At 68.7% G+C, this 17892-nt stretch carries 17 protein-coding genes and 1 pseudogene; 7 read left to right on the top strand and 11 right to left on the bottom strand.

What is annotated here, in order from left to right; all coding sequences use genetic code 11:
- Positions 1–13: 13 nt before the first annotated feature.
- Positions 14–490 (bottom strand): ATP-binding protein, encoded by a 477-nt coding sequence (locus ACGFYQ_RS08685; protein ID WP_393741406.1) that lies wholly within the window; start codon positions 488–490, stop codon positions 14–16.
- 354 nt (positions 491–844) lie between these two features.
- On the opposite strand from ACGFYQ_RS08685, the gene ACGFYQ_RS08680 reads away from it, so the two are divergent.
- Positions 845–2233, top strand: coding sequence for a Tat pathway signal protein (locus tag ACGFYQ_RS08680; RefSeq protein WP_393741404.1), 1389 nt, complete (start codon positions 845–847; stop codon positions 2231–2233).
- A 75-nt stretch (positions 2234–2308) separates the two neighbouring features.
- Positions 2309–2794 carry a TrmO family methyltransferase gene (locus ACGFYQ_RS08675; protein ID WP_393741402.1) on the top strand — a complete coding sequence of 162 codons (486 nt, stop codon included), beginning with the start codon at positions 2309–2311 and terminating at the stop codon, positions 2792–2794.
- Positions 2795–3078: 284 nt separating this feature from the next.
- Here ACGFYQ_RS08675 and ACGFYQ_RS08670 read toward each other — a convergent pair.
- The 3 genes and pseudogenes from ACGFYQ_RS08670 to ACGFYQ_RS08660 all read right to left on the bottom strand — a co-directional run.
- Positions 3079–3189: pseudogene (locus ACGFYQ_RS08670) on the bottom strand (transposase); the annotation flags it as partial.
- Entirely contained in the window at positions 3158–3328 is a 171-nt protein-coding gene (locus ACGFYQ_RS08665; protein ID WP_393742153.1) for a hypothetical protein, read from the bottom strand. The pseudogene ACGFYQ_RS08670 and the gene ACGFYQ_RS08665, both read right to left, overlap by 32 nt.
- 284 nt (positions 3329–3612) lie before the next feature.
- Positions 3613–4608 (bottom strand): DUF4365 domain-containing protein, encoded by a 996-nt coding sequence (locus tag ACGFYQ_RS08660; protein WP_393741400.1) that lies wholly within the window; start codon positions 4606–4608, stop codon positions 3613–3615.
- Between the two features lie 306 nt (positions 4609–4914).
- Here ACGFYQ_RS08660 and ACGFYQ_RS08655 point away from each other — a divergent pair, with 306 nt between their 5' ends.
- Both ACGFYQ_RS08655 and ACGFYQ_RS08650 read left to right on the top strand, forming a co-directional pair.
- Positions 4915–5094 (top strand): hypothetical protein, encoded by a 180-nt coding sequence (locus ACGFYQ_RS08655; RefSeq protein ID WP_393741398.1) that lies wholly within the window; start codon positions 4915–4917, stop codon positions 5092–5094.
- A 314-nt stretch (positions 5095–5408) separates the two neighbouring features.
- Positions 5409–7778: a hypothetical protein gene (locus ACGFYQ_RS08650; protein WP_393741396.1), complete on the top strand. Its 2370-nt coding sequence runs from the start codon at positions 5409–5411 to the stop codon at positions 7776–7778.
- A gap of 109 nt (positions 7779–7887) precedes the next feature.
- Here ACGFYQ_RS08650 and ACGFYQ_RS08645 read toward each other — a convergent pair whose 3' ends face one another.
- The 3 genes from ACGFYQ_RS08645 to ACGFYQ_RS08635 form a co-directional block, all read right to left on the bottom strand.
- Complete coding sequence (locus tag ACGFYQ_RS08645; protein WP_393741394.1) at positions 7888–9357, bottom strand: tyrosine-type recombinase/integrase; 1470 nt, start codon at positions 9355–9357, stop codon at positions 7888–7890.
- A gap of 198 nt (positions 9358–9555) precedes the next feature.
- Entirely contained in the window at positions 9556–10344 is a 789-nt protein-coding gene (locus tag ACGFYQ_RS08640) for a hypothetical protein (RefSeq protein ID WP_393741392.1), read from the bottom strand.
- The gene (locus tag ACGFYQ_RS08635; protein ID WP_393741390.1) at positions 10341–10937 is read right to left on the bottom strand and encodes a hypothetical protein; all 597 of its coding nucleotides are present in this window, start codon (positions 10935–10937) and stop codon (positions 10341–10343) included. The genes ACGFYQ_RS08640 and ACGFYQ_RS08635 overlap by 4 nt, the downstream gene beginning before the upstream one ends.
- A 372-nt stretch (positions 10938–11309) precedes the next feature.
- Between ACGFYQ_RS08635 and ACGFYQ_RS08630 the strand changes: the two genes are divergently transcribed.
- The gene (locus ACGFYQ_RS08630) at positions 11310–11438 is read left to right on the top strand and encodes a hypothetical protein (protein WP_393741388.1); all 129 of its coding nucleotides are present in this window, start codon (positions 11310–11312) and stop codon (positions 11436–11438) included.
- 780 nt (positions 11439–12218) lie between these two features.
- Positions 12219–12719 carry a class I SAM-dependent methyltransferase gene (locus ACGFYQ_RS08625; protein ID WP_393741386.1) on the top strand — a complete coding sequence of 167 codons (501 nt, stop codon included), beginning with the start codon at positions 12219–12221 and terminating at the stop codon, positions 12717–12719.
- On the opposite strand, the gene ACGFYQ_RS08620 is transcribed toward ACGFYQ_RS08625, so the two are convergent.
- The 4 genes from ACGFYQ_RS08620 to ACGFYQ_RS08605 form a co-directional block, all read right to left on the bottom strand.
- Complete coding sequence (locus ACGFYQ_RS08620) at positions 12703–13065, bottom strand: hypothetical protein (RefSeq protein WP_362403083.1); 363 nt, start codon at positions 13063–13065, stop codon at positions 12703–12705. The genes ACGFYQ_RS08625 and ACGFYQ_RS08620 overlap by 17 nt on opposite strands.
- A 20-nt stretch (positions 13066–13085) precedes the next feature.
- Entirely contained in the window at positions 13086–14594 is a 1509-nt protein-coding gene (locus tag ACGFYQ_RS08615) for an amidase (protein ID WP_393741383.1), read from the bottom strand.
- Complete coding sequence (locus ACGFYQ_RS08610; protein WP_393741381.1) at positions 14591–15592, bottom strand: NAD(P)H-dependent flavin oxidoreductase; 1002 nt, start codon at positions 15590–15592, stop codon at positions 14591–14593. The genes ACGFYQ_RS08615 and ACGFYQ_RS08610 overlap by 4 nt, the downstream gene beginning before the upstream one ends.
- 78 nt (positions 15593–15670) lie before the next feature.
- A complete protein-coding gene (locus ACGFYQ_RS08605) occupies positions 15671–16045 on the bottom strand; it encodes a hypothetical protein (RefSeq protein WP_393741379.1) in 375 nt (124 codons plus the stop codon).
- A 29-nt stretch (positions 16046–16074) separates the two neighbouring features.
- Between ACGFYQ_RS08605 and ACGFYQ_RS08600 the strand changes: the two genes are divergently transcribed.
- Positions 16075–17739, top strand: coding sequence for a LuxR C-terminal-related transcriptional regulator (locus tag ACGFYQ_RS08600; RefSeq protein ID WP_393741377.1), 1665 nt, complete (start codon positions 16075–16077; stop codon positions 17737–17739).
- Positions 17740–17892 lie beyond the last annotated feature (153 nt).

The raw sequence follows: 17892 nt of genomic DNA, 5'->3' as shown, positions 1-17892 counted from the left end.
AAGGGGCAGAAGCTCAGGGGGTTACGGGGGACTCCGCGCGCTTGATGAAGGCGATCACCCGCTTTCCGGTGCCGTCCTTCAGGGGGCAGGCCGTCCACATGTCAGCCATCGCAGACACGAGGCGCAGGCCGCGCCCGCTGCTGGCATACAGCGAGGGAACTCGCGGCACCGGGGGCTGCGGGGAGTTGTCCTCCACCTCGATCCCCACGACGCCCGCCTTCAGGGCGAGCGTCAGCGTGATTTCATCGACGGCCTCGCATTCCGCGTTCGGGGGCAGGACGCTGCCGGTGTCAGGAGTCCGGCCGTACCGCTCAGCGTTGGTGGTGAGTTCGCTGACGATCAGTACGGCTTGGTCGAGGAGGTCTGCGGCACCCCACGCCGTCAGTACGTTGCGGGTGAAGGACCGGGCACTGCCCGGGGCCCTGTCGTTGGCGGCCAGCCTGAGGCTCGTCTGTTGCTCGGGGGTTCCAATTAGGCTCGACAGGCTCATGATTCGGTCCATACTCGCCTTCTCGCAGCTCGTGCCTGAGCTTGTGCTTGGCTCAATCGACCTTCTGGTAGGAGCACTCGAAGCGGCGGAGGATCTGGAGCCGAAGTGCCACCGCCGGAGGGTGGTTCTCGCCCTGTGGGTCTGGCTTGAGGGAGGCGGGCCGCCGCTCCTCGAAAGAGCCCGGAGGCCGTCATCAGGCATCTGGCTGGTCTTCACCGGTCTCCTCCCGAGCGAGGGAAGTTGATGGTTTCGTTGACCTAGAGCGAACCGTGAATCACACCGCGGCGGTATCTCCGGACGGCAGCCGAGGCCGTCAAACCCGTCAAAGATCGTTTTCGTGAACCGAGGTAAACGATGGCGCGCGAGCGAAACGTGAAGCTGGCCGACGCGATCGCGGAAACCGGCTGGTCGCAGCCGAAGGTGGCGGCTGCCTTCGTGAGGGTCGCGGCCGAGGTCGGGGCGCAGGAACTGCTGGGAACGAGCCGCTCGCACATCGCGATGTGGGTGGCAGGCACCCAGCCTTCCGGCAGAGCGCCCTCTATCTTGTGCGAGACGTTGTCGCGTCGGCTTCACCGCCCCGTCACCGCAGCTGAAATCGGGCTCTCCTTAACGGACATGGGTGCGGCCGCGGCATCCGAGTGGCACGTCGATACGCTGACTGCGTTGGTAGACCTTGGGAGAAGCGACGTGGACCTCGAACGCCGCCGACTGCTGGTTGGTGCCGCCTACTCGGTGGGGGGCCTGGCCCTGCCTGGACAGCAGTGGTGGGACGAAGCCCCTCAGCGGGCCGCGTCCCGCCAGGCCGCGACAAGCCGCCGGGTCGGGGCCGCAGAAGTCAGCGCTGTACGTGAGATGACGGAGTTCTTCTCTCGGCGAGACCAGCGACACGGCGGCATGGATGGCCGCACGGCTCTCTACCAGTACCTTGTCGATGATGTCGCCAGATACATCGGCGGGGTATTCACCAGCGACGACACCCGCCGTGCACTCCTCGCCGCTGCCTCAGAGGCCGTGTACGTCGCCGGCTGGATGAGCTTCGACGCCTCGCACCACGAAGCCGGGCGGCGCTACTTCACCCTGGCTCTCAAACTCGCGGCCGAAGCCGACGACGCTCCGCTCGCGGGCCATATCCTGCGGGCGATGGCTCACCAGGCAACGGACCTCGGACACCCGCAGGCTGCTGTCGACCTCGCCACGGCCTCCGTCGAACGCAAGCGGTACACCTTGGCGACGCCGCGCGAGAGGGCACTCCTCGGTGTGGTGAAAGCACGCAGTCTCGCCGCCGATGGACAGAAACGGGCGGCGATCGCGGCCCTCCTGCGGGCCGAGGACGACCTTGCTGCGGCGGCCGCCGGTGACGAGGATCCGAGTCGGGTGTGGTTCTTCCAGCGGGCGTCTCTGGCCCACGAGACCGCGCGCACCCTGTGGACGCTCGGCGATCTCGACGGAGCGCTCCGGGAGTTCAACAACAGCGTGCTGACGCGGAAGGCCGACACCTTCAGCCGTACCCACGCCGTGACGTTGGGGTACATGGGCACCCTGCAGGCCCGCAAGGGCAACGTCGAGGCCGCGTGCATGACGTGGGCGCAGGCGCTGGATGCGATGGAAGGTGTGCAGTCGGGACGAGTGCGCGAGGCCGCCGTGAACATGCGAAGGGTGCTGTCCCCCTTCCGTAACCGGGGGATCAGCGCGGCGTCGGAGATCGACGAGCGCGCCAAGGCCGTACTCGAACGAGTAGCCTGACGGCGCCATGGTGGTGAAGGCGGATGTCCAGTGGTCGACCGCCTTTCTGTGCCGCGAGCGGAGAAGGGGGAACGTGTGTCCGCAAAGTCCATCGAGGTGCCGGTGATCGCCGATGTGGTCGGAGGCCATAGGGGGCGTCTTGACGACTTCAAGGGGGGTGTTGAGTCGATCATTCGCCTGCGCCCGGAGTACCCGGAAGAGACGCTGCAGGGGATCGAGGAGTTCTCCCACCTCCAGGTCACCTGGTTCTTTAACTTCGGCTCTCCTGACGATGTCGCTCTTCACGCCCGCAGTCCGCGCGACAATCCGGCGTGGCCGGCGACGGGCACCTTCGTGCACCACAACCACCGGCGCCCGGCCCGGCTCGCGACATCGTTCCCGCGGCTACTCCGCGTCGACGGGCGCGACCTGCACGTCACCGACCTCGACGCAGACGAGGGCACCCTGGTAGTGGACTTGGTGGCCGTCTTCGAGGAATTCCTACCGAGGGGCGCCGTCACGCAGCCCGCGTGGCCCGGGGAGATGCTGGAGGACTACTGGAAGGACGCCGCCGAGCGCTGACCCGGTGCGCTGGCGCCTGGCTCTTCGGCGGGAATTGATGTGCGCGCCCTGACAGCCGGACTTCCCGTGGCAGGGAGTCGCGTGACCACACCGGAATGCACGTCTCGTATTGCTTCTGGAACGGTGGGCGGAGCCACAGTAGGGCGGCTCATCAGGAGTTTCTCCCCCCCCCTAGCCCGGTCGGCCCACCAGAAGAGCCACCCCTTCACCCGGCCGGCGCACAGAACCGTCTGCCCGGAAACGGACCGCGGGGCAACGGAATCGCGGCCTCGATCCCGCGTCTGTGCGGCCCAGGTTGTGTCCCGCTGCCAGCGCTGGAACAGGTCGTGGACCCCGTCCCGTGGCCCGTACCGCTCGTATACGTCACGCCAGGGCGCCCCGGTCCGGGTCCGCCAAGGGGATCGAGGCGCGGCGGAGTAGTTCCTGGCGGGGGATGCGGGTGCCGAATGTGATGACGGGAGCGTGGGCGAGGAAGGCCAGTCGGCCGCCGATCGCGCCCTCACGCCGCTGGCGGACCAGGTTTTTTGCCTGCATGGCGTTGAGTGGTTACCCAGCTGCCGATCAGAGAAGCTGCGCGGTGTGCGGCTCGGATCTTGAGGGGTCATGTGCTTGGCGTCGCGAGCGCCGACTGGAACAGGGGGGCGGCGGGAGCCCAACTGGTAGTGCTGAGGGTCTCTGCTGCCGCAGCGGCGGTACATCCGTCTGCGGCCGACGGTCGTGGTACGCATGGGGATCGCCTCCGGGAGGCGGAGGGAAGCGGATGCTCCCAGCATGGGATCACGGCGATCGCTCCGCCGCTCAGGTGCGAGCTTCGGCAGTCAGGAAGTGGCCCGATATTGCTTCCTTTTTCGATCGCGAGCATATCCGATGAAGCTAATGTAGAGGAGCTTGATGCCGAAAGACGGGATCGCAATTCCCGCGATAATCCAGGTCGTTCCCCACCAGCCGCGATCACCGTCGGGGTCCAGGAATGGAAGCCAAAGGAAGTTGCATGCGACGAAAATTAGCCAGTTGCCGGTTTCTTTCGGCCTTCGCCCTGCCCTCAACTCAAAGAAGATCGTGAAGGCCATGAGGAGCATGAAGAAATACAGGCCCAACACCCACGGGACGGGGTTCATGTCCACTGATCCCTCCACGAAGCGGATCTGTCGAGGCCACTCCCACACCATGACCAAGGTGAGGACTTGGATTGGGATGGATCGTCGCACGTCTCGTGCGATCACGTGAAGTCGTTCCTCGTGGCGAAGGGCGAAGTCGGCCATTCCTTCGAAAAGAGGGTTTGGTGCGGTTTCGGGGTCTAGTCCTTGGCGTGCTCGGATGGCTTCGGTGAAAGCCTCTTCTTGATTGGATGCGCGAATGCGCATCTGTGTATCGCCTGCGTAAGTCGAGATTTCTGACTGGAATCCATCTACGGTGTCCGCGTTGAGTCGGGCCGAGTTTGATACCTGCACCCAGCCGGGGCTGACTTCCGTCGAGCGTAACTGTTCGGTGAGGTTGACCCAGAAAAGCGCTTTCTTCTTCATGTCGTATACGACGCCAACGATGGGGATCCGGCTCTGCCGCCAGTCGTCGAAGTGATCTTCAACGGGGATTGCATACCCGTTGACTCGCTTATATTTCTTGCCGCTCTTTACTTGGATGGCGATCCAGCATCCGGTTCGCCTCCCAGTTCGAGTGAAATTTACGATCATGTCCTCGCCGTGATCGTTTCCACCATCGATTTCCTGAACGATATGATCATTTTCCTCGAGGAGCGAACGGAGGGCATTGACGCCGGCCCGCTCAATTCTGCGGCTAGAACGTACAGTTGACACCGTTCCCTGGAAAGTAGTGGGGCGCTAGGATACCGACCTGCTCTGACAGCAGGCCCTGAACCGAACGGGCTGCGGCCGTTCGTTGTCCTCAGTAGCGTGATCAGCATTCCGACCGTACGCGCAGCATGCCCGGCTCTCCTGACGTTCAGATCTGTGACTGCCAGGGGCTGTGGGCGTCATGGGCGCGAGGCGAGCGACTCGCGGACTGGCGGCCGTCGCTGTGCAGGGGGGACGGTCCACTGGTTCGTCCTGAACACCGAGGCCAACGTCGAGGTCGACATCACCGCCCTTTGTGCAGTCGAGCCCGTGCGCGCCGAACTCGTCAAGCACGACATTGTGTTCGTGTTCGCCCGTGTCAAGCAGGAGCTTCGCGAACTCTTCGATGCCTACGGCCTCACGGCAGTGGTTGGGGCGAACCACGTGTACCCGACCCTACCGACGGCCATCGCTGGCTACCCACGCCTGGCAGCGCGCCGCCGAGCGTGATCCGGTCCATGACGAGAGATCGGAACTGCGGTCTCTTCCCCCGAGGGCTTCGCTGCGGCGTCTGTGTGCGGGGTGGATTCAGCGCGATGTGCGGCGACGCCCGGTTGGGGACCAGATCTGGGGACCAGATCTGGGGACCAGTGCTGCATGCAAGTATCTGGGCAGTGCGGCGGGGAGGCCTGAAGGCTGAGGTCGTCGGCTGGTCAACTGGTGCACTGGGCGGGTCCCATGCTGTCTCCCGGCTGCGGGCGGGCAGTGCAGTGGACTGGCCCGATGAGAACGCTCTGGGCGAAGATCTCGATCTTGTAGGTCGGATGGTTCTGCTGGAGCAGGATCGGGTGTTGCGCCGCGAGCAACTCGCGGACGTAGGCGGTGTCATCAGGGTGGGGGCTTCGTTCAGCATCCGGCAGCGCATGTCAGTGCTCGGCTCTAAGCTCGCTAGGCAGGAGAAGGGGGAGTTCGTGCGCGACCGCATGCTGACATCCGACGTACCGCTCGGGCTGTTTGAGGGCACCAAGATCACCGTCTACTCGGCGAAGGGCAGGAACGCCAGACTGCATGTCCGCAGAGAGTGCGGCCAGCTCCGTACGTCCAACGTGACCACGACCGAGGTCCCGTTGAACGCGGATGCGGTGGAGAGGTTCTGCTCGGGCTGCGCGGACTGGGGTCCGAGTGTCCGGCCGACGTCCGGGCTGGGCCTCTTCATGAACGCGCTTGGCGGAACGGGACTGCTCCACCAGCTGCAGGCCTATGCGGAGCCGGACGAGGACGTGTACTGGACGCAGGATGAGGTGCGAGCCGCAGCCGAGCTCCTGCGCGCGGAAAGGGACGTCGCAGACGAGGCCGAAGACGAAGTCGAGGAGGACGACCTGCGGCGGGAAGCGCGTGGGGAGGCCCAAGAGCTGCAGGAGCGGGTCTTGTCCCGCTGGCGGCATGCAGCCCAGAGCCTCCACCGGGCACAGGCGATCATCACCCACTTCCCTTGGCTGAGCGACTGGGCGAAGCCGAAGGTGTCGGCGAAGGCGAGCTACCTCGAGACTCTGCGAGCCCAGGCGGCCCTCTTCGTGGAGCCGTCCGGGCTCCTCGTGGCCGCTGCGGCGGCAAGTCTGGAGACGCCCCCGCTGCCAAGCGACGATCCTGGCTTCGCGGTGCTCGGCAACAGCAGCCAGATCTCCACCGCCCTGAGCTCCTTGTGGCGCAGGTGGCAGTACTCGGCCGAGCGGAGCTGGGAAGGACCGGAATCACGGGCGATCATCCGCTATGACCTCGTGCACGGCATCAGGTCTAACAAGAAGGGGCGTGCGGAAGCTCGGGAAGGGGCTGCCCGGCTGATTCAGTCCTGGGAGGACGAAGCCTGCGCCGCCGTTGCGACGACGGATTCGACACCGACGGTGTGGGTCACGGCGCGCTTGCCGGAGGGCTCGGAGGAGCCTTCGCCCGGAGGGGCTCCAGAGGTCCTGGAGGGCCTGGATCGGTGGACCCTCGGCGTGGTGGTGACATGGACCGCTACCGCCGATTGGGGGCGGCGCACGCTGAAGCTGAGAGTCCCGCCCCTCGTCGCCGACAGACTCCTTGCGCCCTCAAGCAGCCTCACGTGCGAGCCGGGCGGTTCCGAAGCCGTGGCTACCGAAGCGGGCCCCCAAAAGCAGCCGGACTTCGTCCGGCCCGGCGTCTTCGACGACGCCCCGATCTTCGACCGGCAGCCCGTTACCCCCGAACACCTCCGGGCGCTGCGGAAGTTCTCGTACGCCGCCGCCGACCAGCTCTACATCGTCTTCTCGACGAGCGGGGGAGCGGAGGTCTTGCCTCTCGAAGCCATTGAGACGCGACTCGCCCAGGGCTGGCTCGGCATCATCGTCGCTAGTGCGTCGGACCTTCCCGATAGCGTGATCACTCCCTGGTCCAAGGAGGCCGTCCCTGCGCCGGAGGCCGGCGATGCCCCATCCTCGGGCCCCGGCCATGCACGGCAGGATGGCCACTTCGGGGCCGACCTGGGCCTTGCAGCCGGGGCCCGGGACGTCGTCCGGCGGACGTATCCGGGGCACGACAAGGAGCACAATCTGCGCCTGCTCGCCATGGCACGTGGCGTCTCCGACTTGCGGACCCTCGACACGGGCCGCTCCGGCATGCTGCCCCTCGCGGTGTGGGAGGGCCTGCTCGCGTCCAGCCGCTTGGACCTCATGCCGTTCCGGCCGCCCAGCGACGACCGTTGGCGCGCCGGCAGCAGTCTTCCGCTGGGTGTCCTGGGTCAGGCGCAGATCTACGCCACGAACTCGGACCCCAAGTTCGAAGGCCGGGGTCACTCACCCCTATGCCGGCACACACGTGATCGAGGCCTCGCGGCGAGCGACGACCTCTTGACAGTGGCGGACCTGCTCGCCCGTGACGACTGGGACTGGTGCAGCAAGTGCGGAGGCTATGCCGTACGCCGACTGACCGACACCCAGCTGTCCTACTACCGTGCTGCTCACCGGCTGCACGACATCGCAGAGCAGCTCGACGACGAGCGTACGCACCGTGTGCCTGTCGATCCGGATGCCCTGATCAAGCAGCTGGAAGACCTTGCGGGCTGGGAGCCTGGCGGACACGTGGACTGCGGCTGGGATGGCTCATGGCGTTGGCATGAGGTCATCCGCAACCTGCGGCGCCGAGCCGAACGGAAGCGGGGCCACACCGCCTCCTGAGTCGCTTTCGCCTGGTGGCCAGCTGTGACGGCTGGCGGGCCCCCTGCTCATCTGGTGCATCCTGGGGACCAGATGGGGACCAACACCCATGTCGATGGGCGCACAGCATTTACGGATGTGCGCGCTGCTGGGGGTCAAGGGGTCGCAGGTTCAAATCCTGTCGTCCCGACCAGCGTTTACGCAGGTCGGAGGCCGTTCTCTCATCCATGGGAGGACGGCCTTTCGTGCGTGTGGTCGCACGTCCAGTCTGCCGCCGGTCGGCCGTGGCGCTGAACCCTGCAACGACGGGGGAGCGGAGTCGGCGCACAACCTCGCGGAGCTGGCGGATGTGGTCGCGTGGTGGTCGCGGCCACGCCATGTGGTCCGCTTGATGGCTGGCCTGCTCGGCTCCGGTGAGGGTGTGGTCGATGGTGTCGACGGCTTCTCGGGCTGCTTGCTGGGTGAGGTGGCTGTAGAGGTTGGCGGTCGTCGACAGGGTGGAGTGCCGCAGCGTCTTGGAGACCACGGTGAGCGGCACGCCGGCGGTGATGGTGATGGTGGCGGCCAAGTGCCGCAGGTCGTGCACCGTGATCCTGGGGACACCGGCCTCGGCGGAGAGGCGGCGCAGTCGGTCGAGGACTTGGTGGGGGCCGAGGGGGCGACCGTCGCGTCGGCAGAACACGAGTCCGGCGAACGGATCGTCAGGATCGCCGTGCCTTCGAGGCACCGTTTGTGCTCGGTGCCGGAGGGCTGTGGCGACGCGGGGTGGGATGGCGACCCAGCTGCGGCTCGACCGGGTCTTCGGTGTGGTGATGACGAGGTGGTTGTTGTCGATGGCTGAGAGGGTGCAGCGGACGTAGAAGACGCCCTGGTCGAGGTGGACGTCGTCCCAGTGGAGGCCGAGGGCTTCGCCCTTGCGCAGGCCGGTGCCGATGAGGAACTCGAACAGGTCGGCCATCTCGGGGTCGGCGTGGTGGCAGTGGGCGAGGAAGCGGGCGGCTTCCTCCGCCGTCCAGATGCGACGCTCCGGCGACGGAGGACGGCGCAGGACCGGGGGACGGGCCGGGTTGTGGGCCAGACGGTGTTGGCGCACGGAGTCGCCGAGGGCGCTGGAGAGGGTGGCCAGGCACCGGTAGAGGGTGGTCTCGCCGCGGCCGGCGGCGAGCTGGCAGGTGGTGAAGGCCGAGATGTGTCGGTGAGCAAGCTGGTCGAGCTTGAGGGTGCCGAAGGCCGGGATGAGGTCGTTGCGGACATAGTCGCGGTACCGGGCCATGGTGGTCGGCTTCAGTACCAGGGCCTTCGCTTCCAGCCAGGCCCCCAGGTAGGCGGTGACCGTCTGGTTCGGGTCCGCGTTGTATCCGCCGGCCTCGCCCTCGAGGAAGCGGCTCAGGGCCTGCTCGGCCGCATCCTGGCTGAGGAAGCCGCCCCGGCGCACCGTGGTGCGGCGGTGGTCCGGGGCGGGGACATCGACGGCGAAGCTCCAGGTGCCGTGCTCGCTGTCGGCGACCAGGTGGGGGCAGTGTGTGCCGAGCTGATGGCGATGGTTGTCCCTGCAGCCACAGCGGCGGTAGACACGGCCGCGGCCGACGCTGATACGCATGGTCATCGCCTCCGGGAGGCGGAGGGAAGTGGGTACCTCCAGCCTGCGACCACACGCGACCCCCACGCCTCTCACGAGCGTCTGACCAGCCGGTTTCCCTTGATACCGCGCCAAGGACTGCGGCCCCGGAGACCACCGGCAGATTCTTCGTCTCATGGTGAACGGCAGCCGCGAGCCGTTGACCAGCGGAGACGCGGTTTACGGCTCTGAGGGGACTGGACGTTCCAGCGGAGTGCCCTCTTTGAGGAATCGGGTGACCGCGTCCATGCGGTCGGAGAACCCGACTGGTGTGTGGTCCGCCAGGAGATCAAGGTGGTCGGCGGGCCACGTCTGGGGGTTGCCCTTCAGCAAGACGAGGCGCTGATCGAAGGCATAGTCCGCGCGTTCGATGCGTTGCACGAGCGATAGAGCGTGTTCCAGTCCCTGCTCCGAGCCGCCGACGGCCTGTACCAGGACCGTTCGCTTGGGGAGGTTGATGCGCGCGGTGGGGCGTACCTTGGCGCCGCGGGGGAGCTCCACAGTGGGGCGCCGGTCGTAGGCGATGCGGGCATCGTCTAGGTACGCGTAGAGCTGCCGAACGAGTTTGCTGTCCCGCTCAGGAGCCGCGAGCCATCGCAGGCCGTCGGTGGTCAGCATGGCGCTGCTGAGGTCCGAGACGAGCGTCGCTGCCTGTTCCAGAGGTCGGCGGCCCACGATCCGTCCGTCAACTTCGCTGAGGCGGAACGCATTGAGAGTCTCGGTCCAGGCCGTCGCTGCCCGGGTAGGCCCCCAGACGTCGACTCCTGCATCGGCCAGGCGGGTCACCATGGTGCCTCCGTCGCTGGCCAAGGCGTCGTCTCCGGATACGCGCAGAAGGACGGTAACGCCGTCTCCGTCAGCGAAGTATGAGCGTCCGGTGAGCGCGACGGTTCCAAGGCGACCTGCCGGTGCGATGTGCCAGCAGCGCAAGTCCTCGGTGAGGCGCGGATCGAGGGGGGAGGCGCTCATGGATATTCCTCGAATCCCTCTAGCGTCGGGGGCGGCATGGGCGGCGCGGGCGGAACCCAAACGTAGCCCGTGGCGATGTCCATCTTGCATTCCTGGACGAAGTCCCTCACCACGCGGTCGTACTCTTCGTCCATAGAGGTGAGGGTCGCATCGGTGATCGGATCTGGCCCATGGCGGATGTCATCTGGGGCGTAGACGTGCCTGTTGCCCCGCCGCGCGCTCCACTTGTGTTTGTGCGTGCGGTTGATGAAGTGCTCGCCCGTTTCACGGTCTAGGTGTGTTCCCCGTACGTCGAGGCGGCGCAGGATCGTGCCACTTCCGGGATGGAGGAGCATCAGGCTGTACTCCCACGGCTTGTCGAGGCCTATGCGGAAGCGGAGCTCGAGGCGGCAGGAGAGGTCGGTCCAGACCGGAGTGTTTGCCTCGACGTGAATAGGGGCGGACAGCCGGCGCGGTGCATTCTTCTGCTTCCACCGGAATGGAAGGTGGAGGGCACCTCCGACCTTGCCCCCAAGGATCTTGTCCGCCAGGGCGTCGATCATCACGTCGTCAGGGTCCATCCACTCCCCCCTCAGCGTTGAGATGACGAACATAGAGCCGCTGCCGTCCGTTTCATAGAGGGCCGATCAACGTCTTGCTTCGGTGGCTTGCTCATGCGGTGCGGCTACTTGCCCCGCTCGCCATTCCTGGGGCGCGACGATGAGAGTGCTGAATGGCTGCCCTGCTTGCAGGCAGGCCGACCGCTCTGGTCGCACCAGGTACCGTCGCCGCAACCTGGTCTCGGCCGAAGTGGTGACGGCAGATGGTGGGCTCGTCGTGGCGAGCGAGCAGGAGCACGAGGACCTCTTCTGGGCACTGCGCGGCGGCGGTGGCAATTTCGGCGAGGTGATCCCCCTCGAATTCCGGCTCAGCCCGTCAAGGACATCTACGGCGGGCCGATCCTCTTCGAGCTGGACAGCGCCGACATGGTCCTGTGCTCCTTCCGGGCCTTCATCGCCGACGCGCCGGAGCAGCTCGGCGGCTTCCCGGCCTTCCAGATCGCCCCGATGCTGCCGTTCATCCCCGAGGCCGGCGCGGCGAGCCCTTCACACTGATCGTGTCGTGCTGGGCGGGGCCGCCGGAGGAGAGCGAGCGGGCGCTGCAACCCTTCCACGACCTCGCCCCGGTGGTCGCGGAACACGTCGGCGTCATGCCGTATCCCGCGCTCAACAGCACCTTCGACGCGCTCGTGCCGCGGTCTCCAGCACTACTGGAAGGCCAACTTCGTGACGGAGCTGAGCGACGCCGCGATCGAGGCGCACCTGGTGCACGGCCCGCGCCTGCCCGCCGTGAACTCGACGGTCCACATCTACCCGATCAACGGCGCCTGCCACCGGTTCGCCCCGGAGGCGACGGCCTTCGCCTACTGGGATGCCTCCTTCGCCACCGTCGTCGCTGGCATGTGGCCGGAACCCCGCGACAACGAGGCCAACACCGCCTGGTCCGCGACTACTACGAGGCCACCGCTCGCACTCCGAGGAGGGCGGCCTCGCGGGTCCGCTCGATCGTCGGCATCTCACCGGTACCCGCGTCCGGGTTCCCGCTCGAAGGGGAGATGTGGGAGCTGTTCGTCGGGGCCGTGGAGGATTCCGGCAACCGCCCCGGCGCCGCCCTGGCCCTCCGCATGCGAGGAACCTCTTCGGCTGGGGTGACATCCGTCCCTGCTGAGGCGGGGGGCGGATCCGGCCGCGGCGGACGTGCGGCCCGCATTTGCTCTCGTCTTGACTGGTGCTCGCGGCCGAGCTGCGAGCGGGTGGGGTCCCGGGCATGCTGGTTCGAGGCGGTAGGTGTCGGGCCCGCCGGGCCCTGGCCGTCCGGGATGAGGGTGAACGCCGGTGTGGGGCGAAGGGGAAGCGTACGAGCCGTACATCGGGCGGTGGAGCCGGCAGGTGGCGGTGGAGTGCGTCCGCCGGCTGGGCGTTGCGGAGGGCAGTGACTGGCGGGACATCGGTTGCGGGACGGGTGCCGTCACGCGGGCGGTCCTGGACGTGGCCCGTCCCCGGCGGGTGGTGGGAGTCGAGCCGTCGGACGGCTACGTCCGGTACGCCCGGCAGCACGTCACGGATTCCCGGGTCCAGTTCGTACGCGGCGATGCGATGAGGCTGCCGTTTCTGAAGTCAGGCCATAGCCCCCTCCCCGGCTCCGTCGGCGGTGGACGGGCCGGATTCTGGTGGGGCACCGGCTGGTCTGCCTCTCGGCGGGGCCGTAGGCCGGGCGCCCGTGTGGCTGCGTCAGTGCGTGTGGCGAGGTCGCGGTCGCACGGGGGCGGCCCGTGGAGACAGTCCTACGGGGCTGGTGTGGAGCATGAGCGGGGTCGGGTCAGCCCTGCGCCTTGATGTGGTCGATGACGGTGGTGAAGGCTTCGGTGGGTGAGAAGTCCACGTATTCGCAGTCCTCGAGTGCCACGGGGGCGTGCCCGGGCGGCCAGTAGAAGGCCTGGCCCGCTTCGTAGATCTCCTCCCCGTCCTTCGTCACCATCTTCAGCCTCCCTTTGAGCATGTAGCCCCAGTGAGGGCAGGCGCAGAGGCCGTCGGGCAGGCCGGTCAGGGCCGGCCTCATATCGGCGCCTTGCGGGAACCGGACGAAGGCCACGGACAGGTCTTCTCCGATCGCTTGGGTCCGGAGTTCGACGCCTCCGCCTTCGATCACGACCGGTGTGTCATCCCGTGTCGTCGCCGTCATGGCCGTCTCCATTCGCTGGGCTACGGGGAGTGTCCTTCCTCCAGGCTGGCCCCGGCGGCCGGATCGTGCCACGTGGGCGTGGTGGGTCGGTCCGGGCGGCGGTCGGCCCAGGGGCGGGCGTGTTCGAGCTGGGCTGCGAGGTGCAGGAGGGTTGCCTCGTCGCCGACGCGGCCGAGGAAGTGGACGCCGATGGGCAGGCCGCTGCCGGACCAGTACAGGGGTACGGACATGGCGGGGGCGCCGGTGATGTTGGCGACGATGGCGGGGAAGGCGACGAAGGGGGCGCTCCGCTCGGCGGCGCGCAGTGGTTCGTCCTCTGTGGAGGTCATCTCGCCCAGGAGGATTGGTGGTTGGGCCACGGTCGGGGTGAGCCAGGTGTCGTAGCGGCTGAGGAAGCGGGCGGTGGTTCGGGCGAAGTGCTGGAGTGTGGTGACGGCGAGGAGGTAGTCGCCGCCGGTGAGGCGCAGGCCGCGCTCCCAGTACGCCCGGGTGAGGGGTTCGAGCTCGTCGGGGCCGGGTTCGCGGCCGAGTTCGCGGATCCAGTAGGCGAGGATCCAGGACAGGCCGGCGCCGTAGACGGCGCCGATGGCGTCGCCGACGTCCGGGGTGAGGCCTGGCAGGTCGGCTTCGACGAGTTCGTGGCCCAGTCCGGCGAGGAGCCCGAGGGCGTCGTCCAGGGCCGCGAGACAGTCGGCGTGCACGCGGTGGCCGTCCGCCGGGCGCCTGCTGAAGGCGATGCGTAGTCGCCCCGGTTCGTGGTGGACCTGGTCGGCGAACGGCCCCGGCGTCGCCGGGGCCGGGTAGGGGTCGCCCGGCTCGGGCCCGGCGACGGCGTCCAGGAGTGCGGCGGAATCCCGTACCGAGCGGGTCAGGGCGTGTTCGCAGGCCCAGCCGCCGAAGACGTCCCCGTAGGCGGCGCCGAGCGGCACCCGGGCCCGGTTGGGTTTGAGGCCGAACAGCCCGCAGCAGGAGGCGGGGAACCGGATGGAGCCGCCGACGTCGTTGCCGTGTGCCGCGGGGACCATCCGGGCCGCGACGGCGGCCGCGGATCCCCCGCTGGAGCCGCCGGTGGTCCGCGTGCGGTCCCACGGATTGCGGGTCGGCCCGTACAGGACGGACTCGCAGGTCGGGCTCATGCCGAACTCCGGCGTGGCGGTCTTGCCGAGGATGACGAGCCCGGCGGCGCGCAGCCTTCGTACGAGCTCCTGGTCGTGCGGGGAGACGTGGTCGCGCAGGAAGACCGATCCCTCGTGGAAGGGCACGCCCTCCTGCTCGGTGATGAGGTCCTTGAGCAGGTAGGGGACCCCGGTGAACGGGCCGTCCGGGAGGCCGGCCCCGACCTGTTCCAGGGCCTGCTCGAACACCGGTGTGACGACGGCGTTGAGCTGCGGGTCGAGGGCTTCGATGCGGGTGATGGCCGCCGTGACGAGGTCCTCGGCGGTGGCTTCTCCGGTACGAACGAGCTGCGCCTGGGCGGTGGCGTCGAGCGCGGTCAGGGCTTCCACGTCTCCGGGGCTGAGGGCCGTCATGGCCTTGGGACGATGGCGCGGGCCGCTGCCGCCAGCGCCGCCTCGGCTTCCCTTACGGTCCGTCGGACGATCTCGCCGGCGGGCAGGATCTCCTGAACGAGGGCAGTCGACTGGCCGGTCAAGGGGAGGTACTCCTCGCCACCGCCGGCAAGGATCGCGGCCATCACGCGAGGCACGGTCTCCGCGGGGTCCACCTGTTCAGGGTGCTCGCGCAAGGCGTCCACCAAGGGGGTGCGAAGGCAGCGCGGCACCCCGGCGCTGCCGGGGAGGTTGAACGGCGGCAGGATCCGCTCACTGCCCACGGCCTTCACCGCGTCCGAGGCGGCGGACTCGACGATCCGGCTCTTCCAGGCCTGCGACACGCTCATCTCCTGCGACGCGAGGAAGCGTGTCCCCATCAACACCCCCTGCGCCCCCAGGGTCAGCGCCGCGGCCAGGCCACGGCCGTCGGCGATCCCGCCGGCCGCGAGGACGGGTACCTCACCCGCCATGTCGACGACATCGGGGACCATCACCATCGTGCCGACATCCCCGCCCTGCCCGCCGGCCTCGCCGCCCTGCGCGACGATCACATCCGCTCCGGCCCGGAGAGCCTCGTCGGCCTGACCGCGGCTGGAGACCTGCTGGATCCAGAGGATGCCGGCATCGTGCGCCCGGGCGATCAGGCCGGGCGGCACCGCCACGTGGAAGGAGATCGCTGCCGGGCGCTCCTCGATCGTGGCCTGGAACGCCTCCTCGTCGAAGGGGCGGCTCGTGTGATTGATCGCGAAAGGACGGTCCGTCAGCCGCCGCAGCCGAGCCCACTGCTCCCGCAGTTCCGGGAGGGGCCGCACCGCCGTGCCGAGGCCGCCGAGGCCGCCGGCTCCGCACACTGCGGCCGCGAGATCGACCTCGTCCCAGGGGCCGAAGGGCGCGCAGACGATCGGGGCATCGATACCGAGAAGGCGGCATACCGGGGTGGTCAGCATCAGGACCTCCAGGGAGCTCGCGAGGATCATGCTGCGAGCGGCCGTGGCACGGGCTTCTCCGTCCCATCATCGCGTACGCCGCGCTCCCGGGCCTCGTGAAGGAACCCGTCATGCTCGGCCGGAAGGATCGGGAGCAGCCGCCGGGCGCCGTCCCCACGGGCCGGGCGCCCGGGATCCGACCGCGGCCCGGATCATGACCTTGGGGTTCAGCAGTACCGAGGGGGGCGCTGCCCGCATCGCGAACGCCGCGAGCCGACGGGAGATGTCCGGTTCGGACACGGCTGCCGCGCGGATCGCCCGCTGGAGCCAGCTGGGTGGCCGGGCGAGTGTTTCCCGCCGGCCCAGGGCGTCGTACGTGTCGATGAACCTGTGTGCCCGGCGGTAGTCGCGCAGCGCGCGGTGCAGGTCCCGGCCCTGGGCCAAAGGCTCGGCGGTCGCGTCGGCCAGCCACGCGGCACTGCGGAACGCCCAGCCGCAGCCCACGGCCGGAACCGGGTCCGAGGCCCGGCGAAGTGGAACCGGCGCGGCTCGCCGATCACGCAGAGCGTGCCGACGACCGGGCCGCCGTGCTCGCCTACGCACCCCTCGCGGCACAACGGGCATCCACGCTGGGGGCTCACACGGAGGCCGCGGCACACCTCCGCCGCGCACTCGAAGTGTTCCCGGGCAGCCCGGACGCGGACCGGGCCGGGCTCCTGGAGGAACTCGGCCGGCAGTGTCATCTCGCCGACGACCTCGACGGCGCCCTGCGCGCCCGGCAGGAGGCCGTCGAGGCGTGGCGGGAGGTCGGCGACGACCTTCGGCGGGGCGGGGCGCTGGTCGGGCTGGCGATCACCGCGGCGCACCTGGCCCGGGAGATCCCGCTCGGCGAGAAGGCCTGCGACGAGGCACTCGCACTGCTGGCGGGGCAGCCACCGGGACCCGAGTACGCGCTCGCCTGCGCCATCCGCGGCAAGCTCTCCGCAATGGCGTTCCGCAACGCCGACGCGGTTGCGTGGGGCGAGCGGCTCCTCGCGATGGCCGGCGAGGGCACCGGACCGCTGGAACGGGCGCTCGCGCTGCTGCCCATCGGCATCGGCCGCGCCCAGGACGGCGACGTGTCCGGCCTCGACCTGATCGCGGAGAGCGTCCGCCTGGCGCGCGAAGCATCCGCAAACGATCAGGCCGGCCTCGGCTACTTCTGGCTCCAGCTGATCTGCGTGACCCGCCGCTGGTACCGGGAGGCCGAGCGGTGGTACGCGGAGGCCCTCTCCTTCACCGAAGAACACGGCCAGGAGGTGTGGCGCCAGTGGCTGCGTGCCTTCCGGTCGAGGGCGCTCCTCGACCAGGGCCGGTGGGACGAGGCCGAGGCGCTCGCCTCGGAGGTGCTGCGCACGGCTGGCGTGGACGACGGGCGCAGGATGATAGCCATGGTGGTGCTGGGCCGGCTGCGCTCCCGCCGAGGTGACTCCGATCCCCGCCCCCTACTGACCCGGGTCCGTTCGGTCATGGTCACCGCCGAGCCGGTCGTCGGCTGGATCATCGGATCCACTCCGGCGCTGGCGGAAGCCGCGGCGTACACCGGCGACCTCGATCAGGTACGCGCGGTGGCCACCCCGGCCCTGGCCACCGCCGAGGAGCAGGGCGAGCCATGGCTGCTTGGCGAGCTGGCCTACTTGCTCTCGCGCGCCGACCGACCGGGCGAGGTCCAGGCGCGGGCAGCAGAACCGTACCGGCTCCAGCTGTCGGGCCGCCCGCGCGAGTCGGCAGAGCGTTGGCAGGAGATCGGCTGCCCCTACGAGGCCGCGCTCGCGCTCGCCGACACCACCGACGAAGGGATGCTGCGCGAGGCACTTGCGGCCTTCGACCGCCTGGGAGCCCGCCCGATGCGCGACATCACAGCCCGCCGCCTGCGCCGGCTCGGCGTGCGCGACATCCCCAGGCGCCCGTCCCGCGGTGCCGGCCCAGACGGGCTGAGTACCCGCGAGCGGGAGGTGCTCACCCTCTTGGCCGACGGACTCCGCAACGCAGAGATCGCCGACGAGCTGATCTTGTCGCGGCGCACCGTGGAGCACCACGTCGCCGCCGTGTTGCGCAAGCTCGGAGTGGCGAACCGGTCGGAAGCCGCTCGATACGCCCGGCGAAACGACGTGACCGCTCGCCGACCCGTCGTGCCCCCATCGCCCCTGACACCGTGATCGTCTTCTACCGGAACGCCAACGTCACCCCCGGTGCAGCCTGACATGCCGTCACGCGTGAGGCCCCGGCGACCTCTCGGTGGCCGAGGGGTTTCGTCCGTTCACTGCTCCGAGTGGGTCCGGTCGGTCAAGGCCCACGGTGTCCTTGCGAAG

Origin of the sequence: Streptomyces sp. NPDC048258 (genome assembly GCF_043201995.1) — a bacterium.
Taxonomy (GTDB): domain Bacteria; phylum Actinomycetota; class Actinomycetes; order Streptomycetales; family Streptomycetaceae; genus Streptomyces.
This window is presented reverse-complemented; position numbering and strand designations above follow the sequence as displayed.

Excerpts from the sequence above, each read along its gene's own strand:
- ACGFYQ_RS08635 (WP_393741390.1), bottom strand. The coding sequence starts at position 10,937 with ATGTTCGTCATCTCAACGCTGAGGGGGGAGTGGATGGACCCTGACGAC.
- ACGFYQ_RS08685 (WP_393741406.1), bottom strand. The coding sequence starts at position 490 with ATGAGCCTGTCGAGCCTAATTGGAACCCCCGAGCAACAGACGAGCCTC.
- ACGFYQ_RS08610 (WP_393741381.1), bottom strand. The coding sequence starts at position 15,592 with ATGATCCTCGCGAGCTCCCTGGAGGTCCTGATGCTGACCACCCCGGTA.
- ACGFYQ_RS08615 (WP_393741383.1), bottom strand. The coding sequence starts at position 14,594 with ATGACGGCCCTCAGCCCCGGAGACGTGGAAGCCCTGACCGCGCTCGAC.
- ACGFYQ_RS08630 (WP_393741388.1), top strand. The coding sequence starts at position 11,310 with ATGGTCCTGTGCTCCTTCCGGGCCTTCATCGCCGACGCGCCGGAGCAG.
- ACGFYQ_RS08680 (WP_393741404.1), top strand. The coding sequence starts at position 845 with ATGGCGCGCGAGCGAAACGTGAAGCTGGCCGACGCGATCGCGGAAACC.
- ACGFYQ_RS08640 (WP_393741392.1), bottom strand. The coding sequence starts at position 10,344 with ATGAGCGCCTCCCCCCTCGATCCGCGCCTCACCGAGGACTTGCGCTGC.
- ACGFYQ_RS08645 (WP_393741394.1), bottom strand. The coding sequence starts at position 9,357 with ATGCGTATCAGCGTCGGCCGCGGCCGTGTCTACCGCCGCTGTGGCTGC.
- ACGFYQ_RS08650 (WP_393741396.1), top strand. The coding sequence starts at position 5,409 with ATGGTTCTGCTGGAGCAGGATCGGGTGTTGCGCCGCGAGCAACTCGCG.
- ACGFYQ_RS08665 (WP_393742153.1), bottom strand. The coding sequence starts at position 3,328 with ATGCAGGCAAAAAACCTGGTCCGCCAGCGGCGTGAGGGCGCGATCGGC.
- ACGFYQ_RS08620 (WP_362403083.1), bottom strand. The coding sequence starts at position 13,065 with ATGACGGCGACGACACGGGATGACACACCGGTCGTGATCGAAGGCGGA.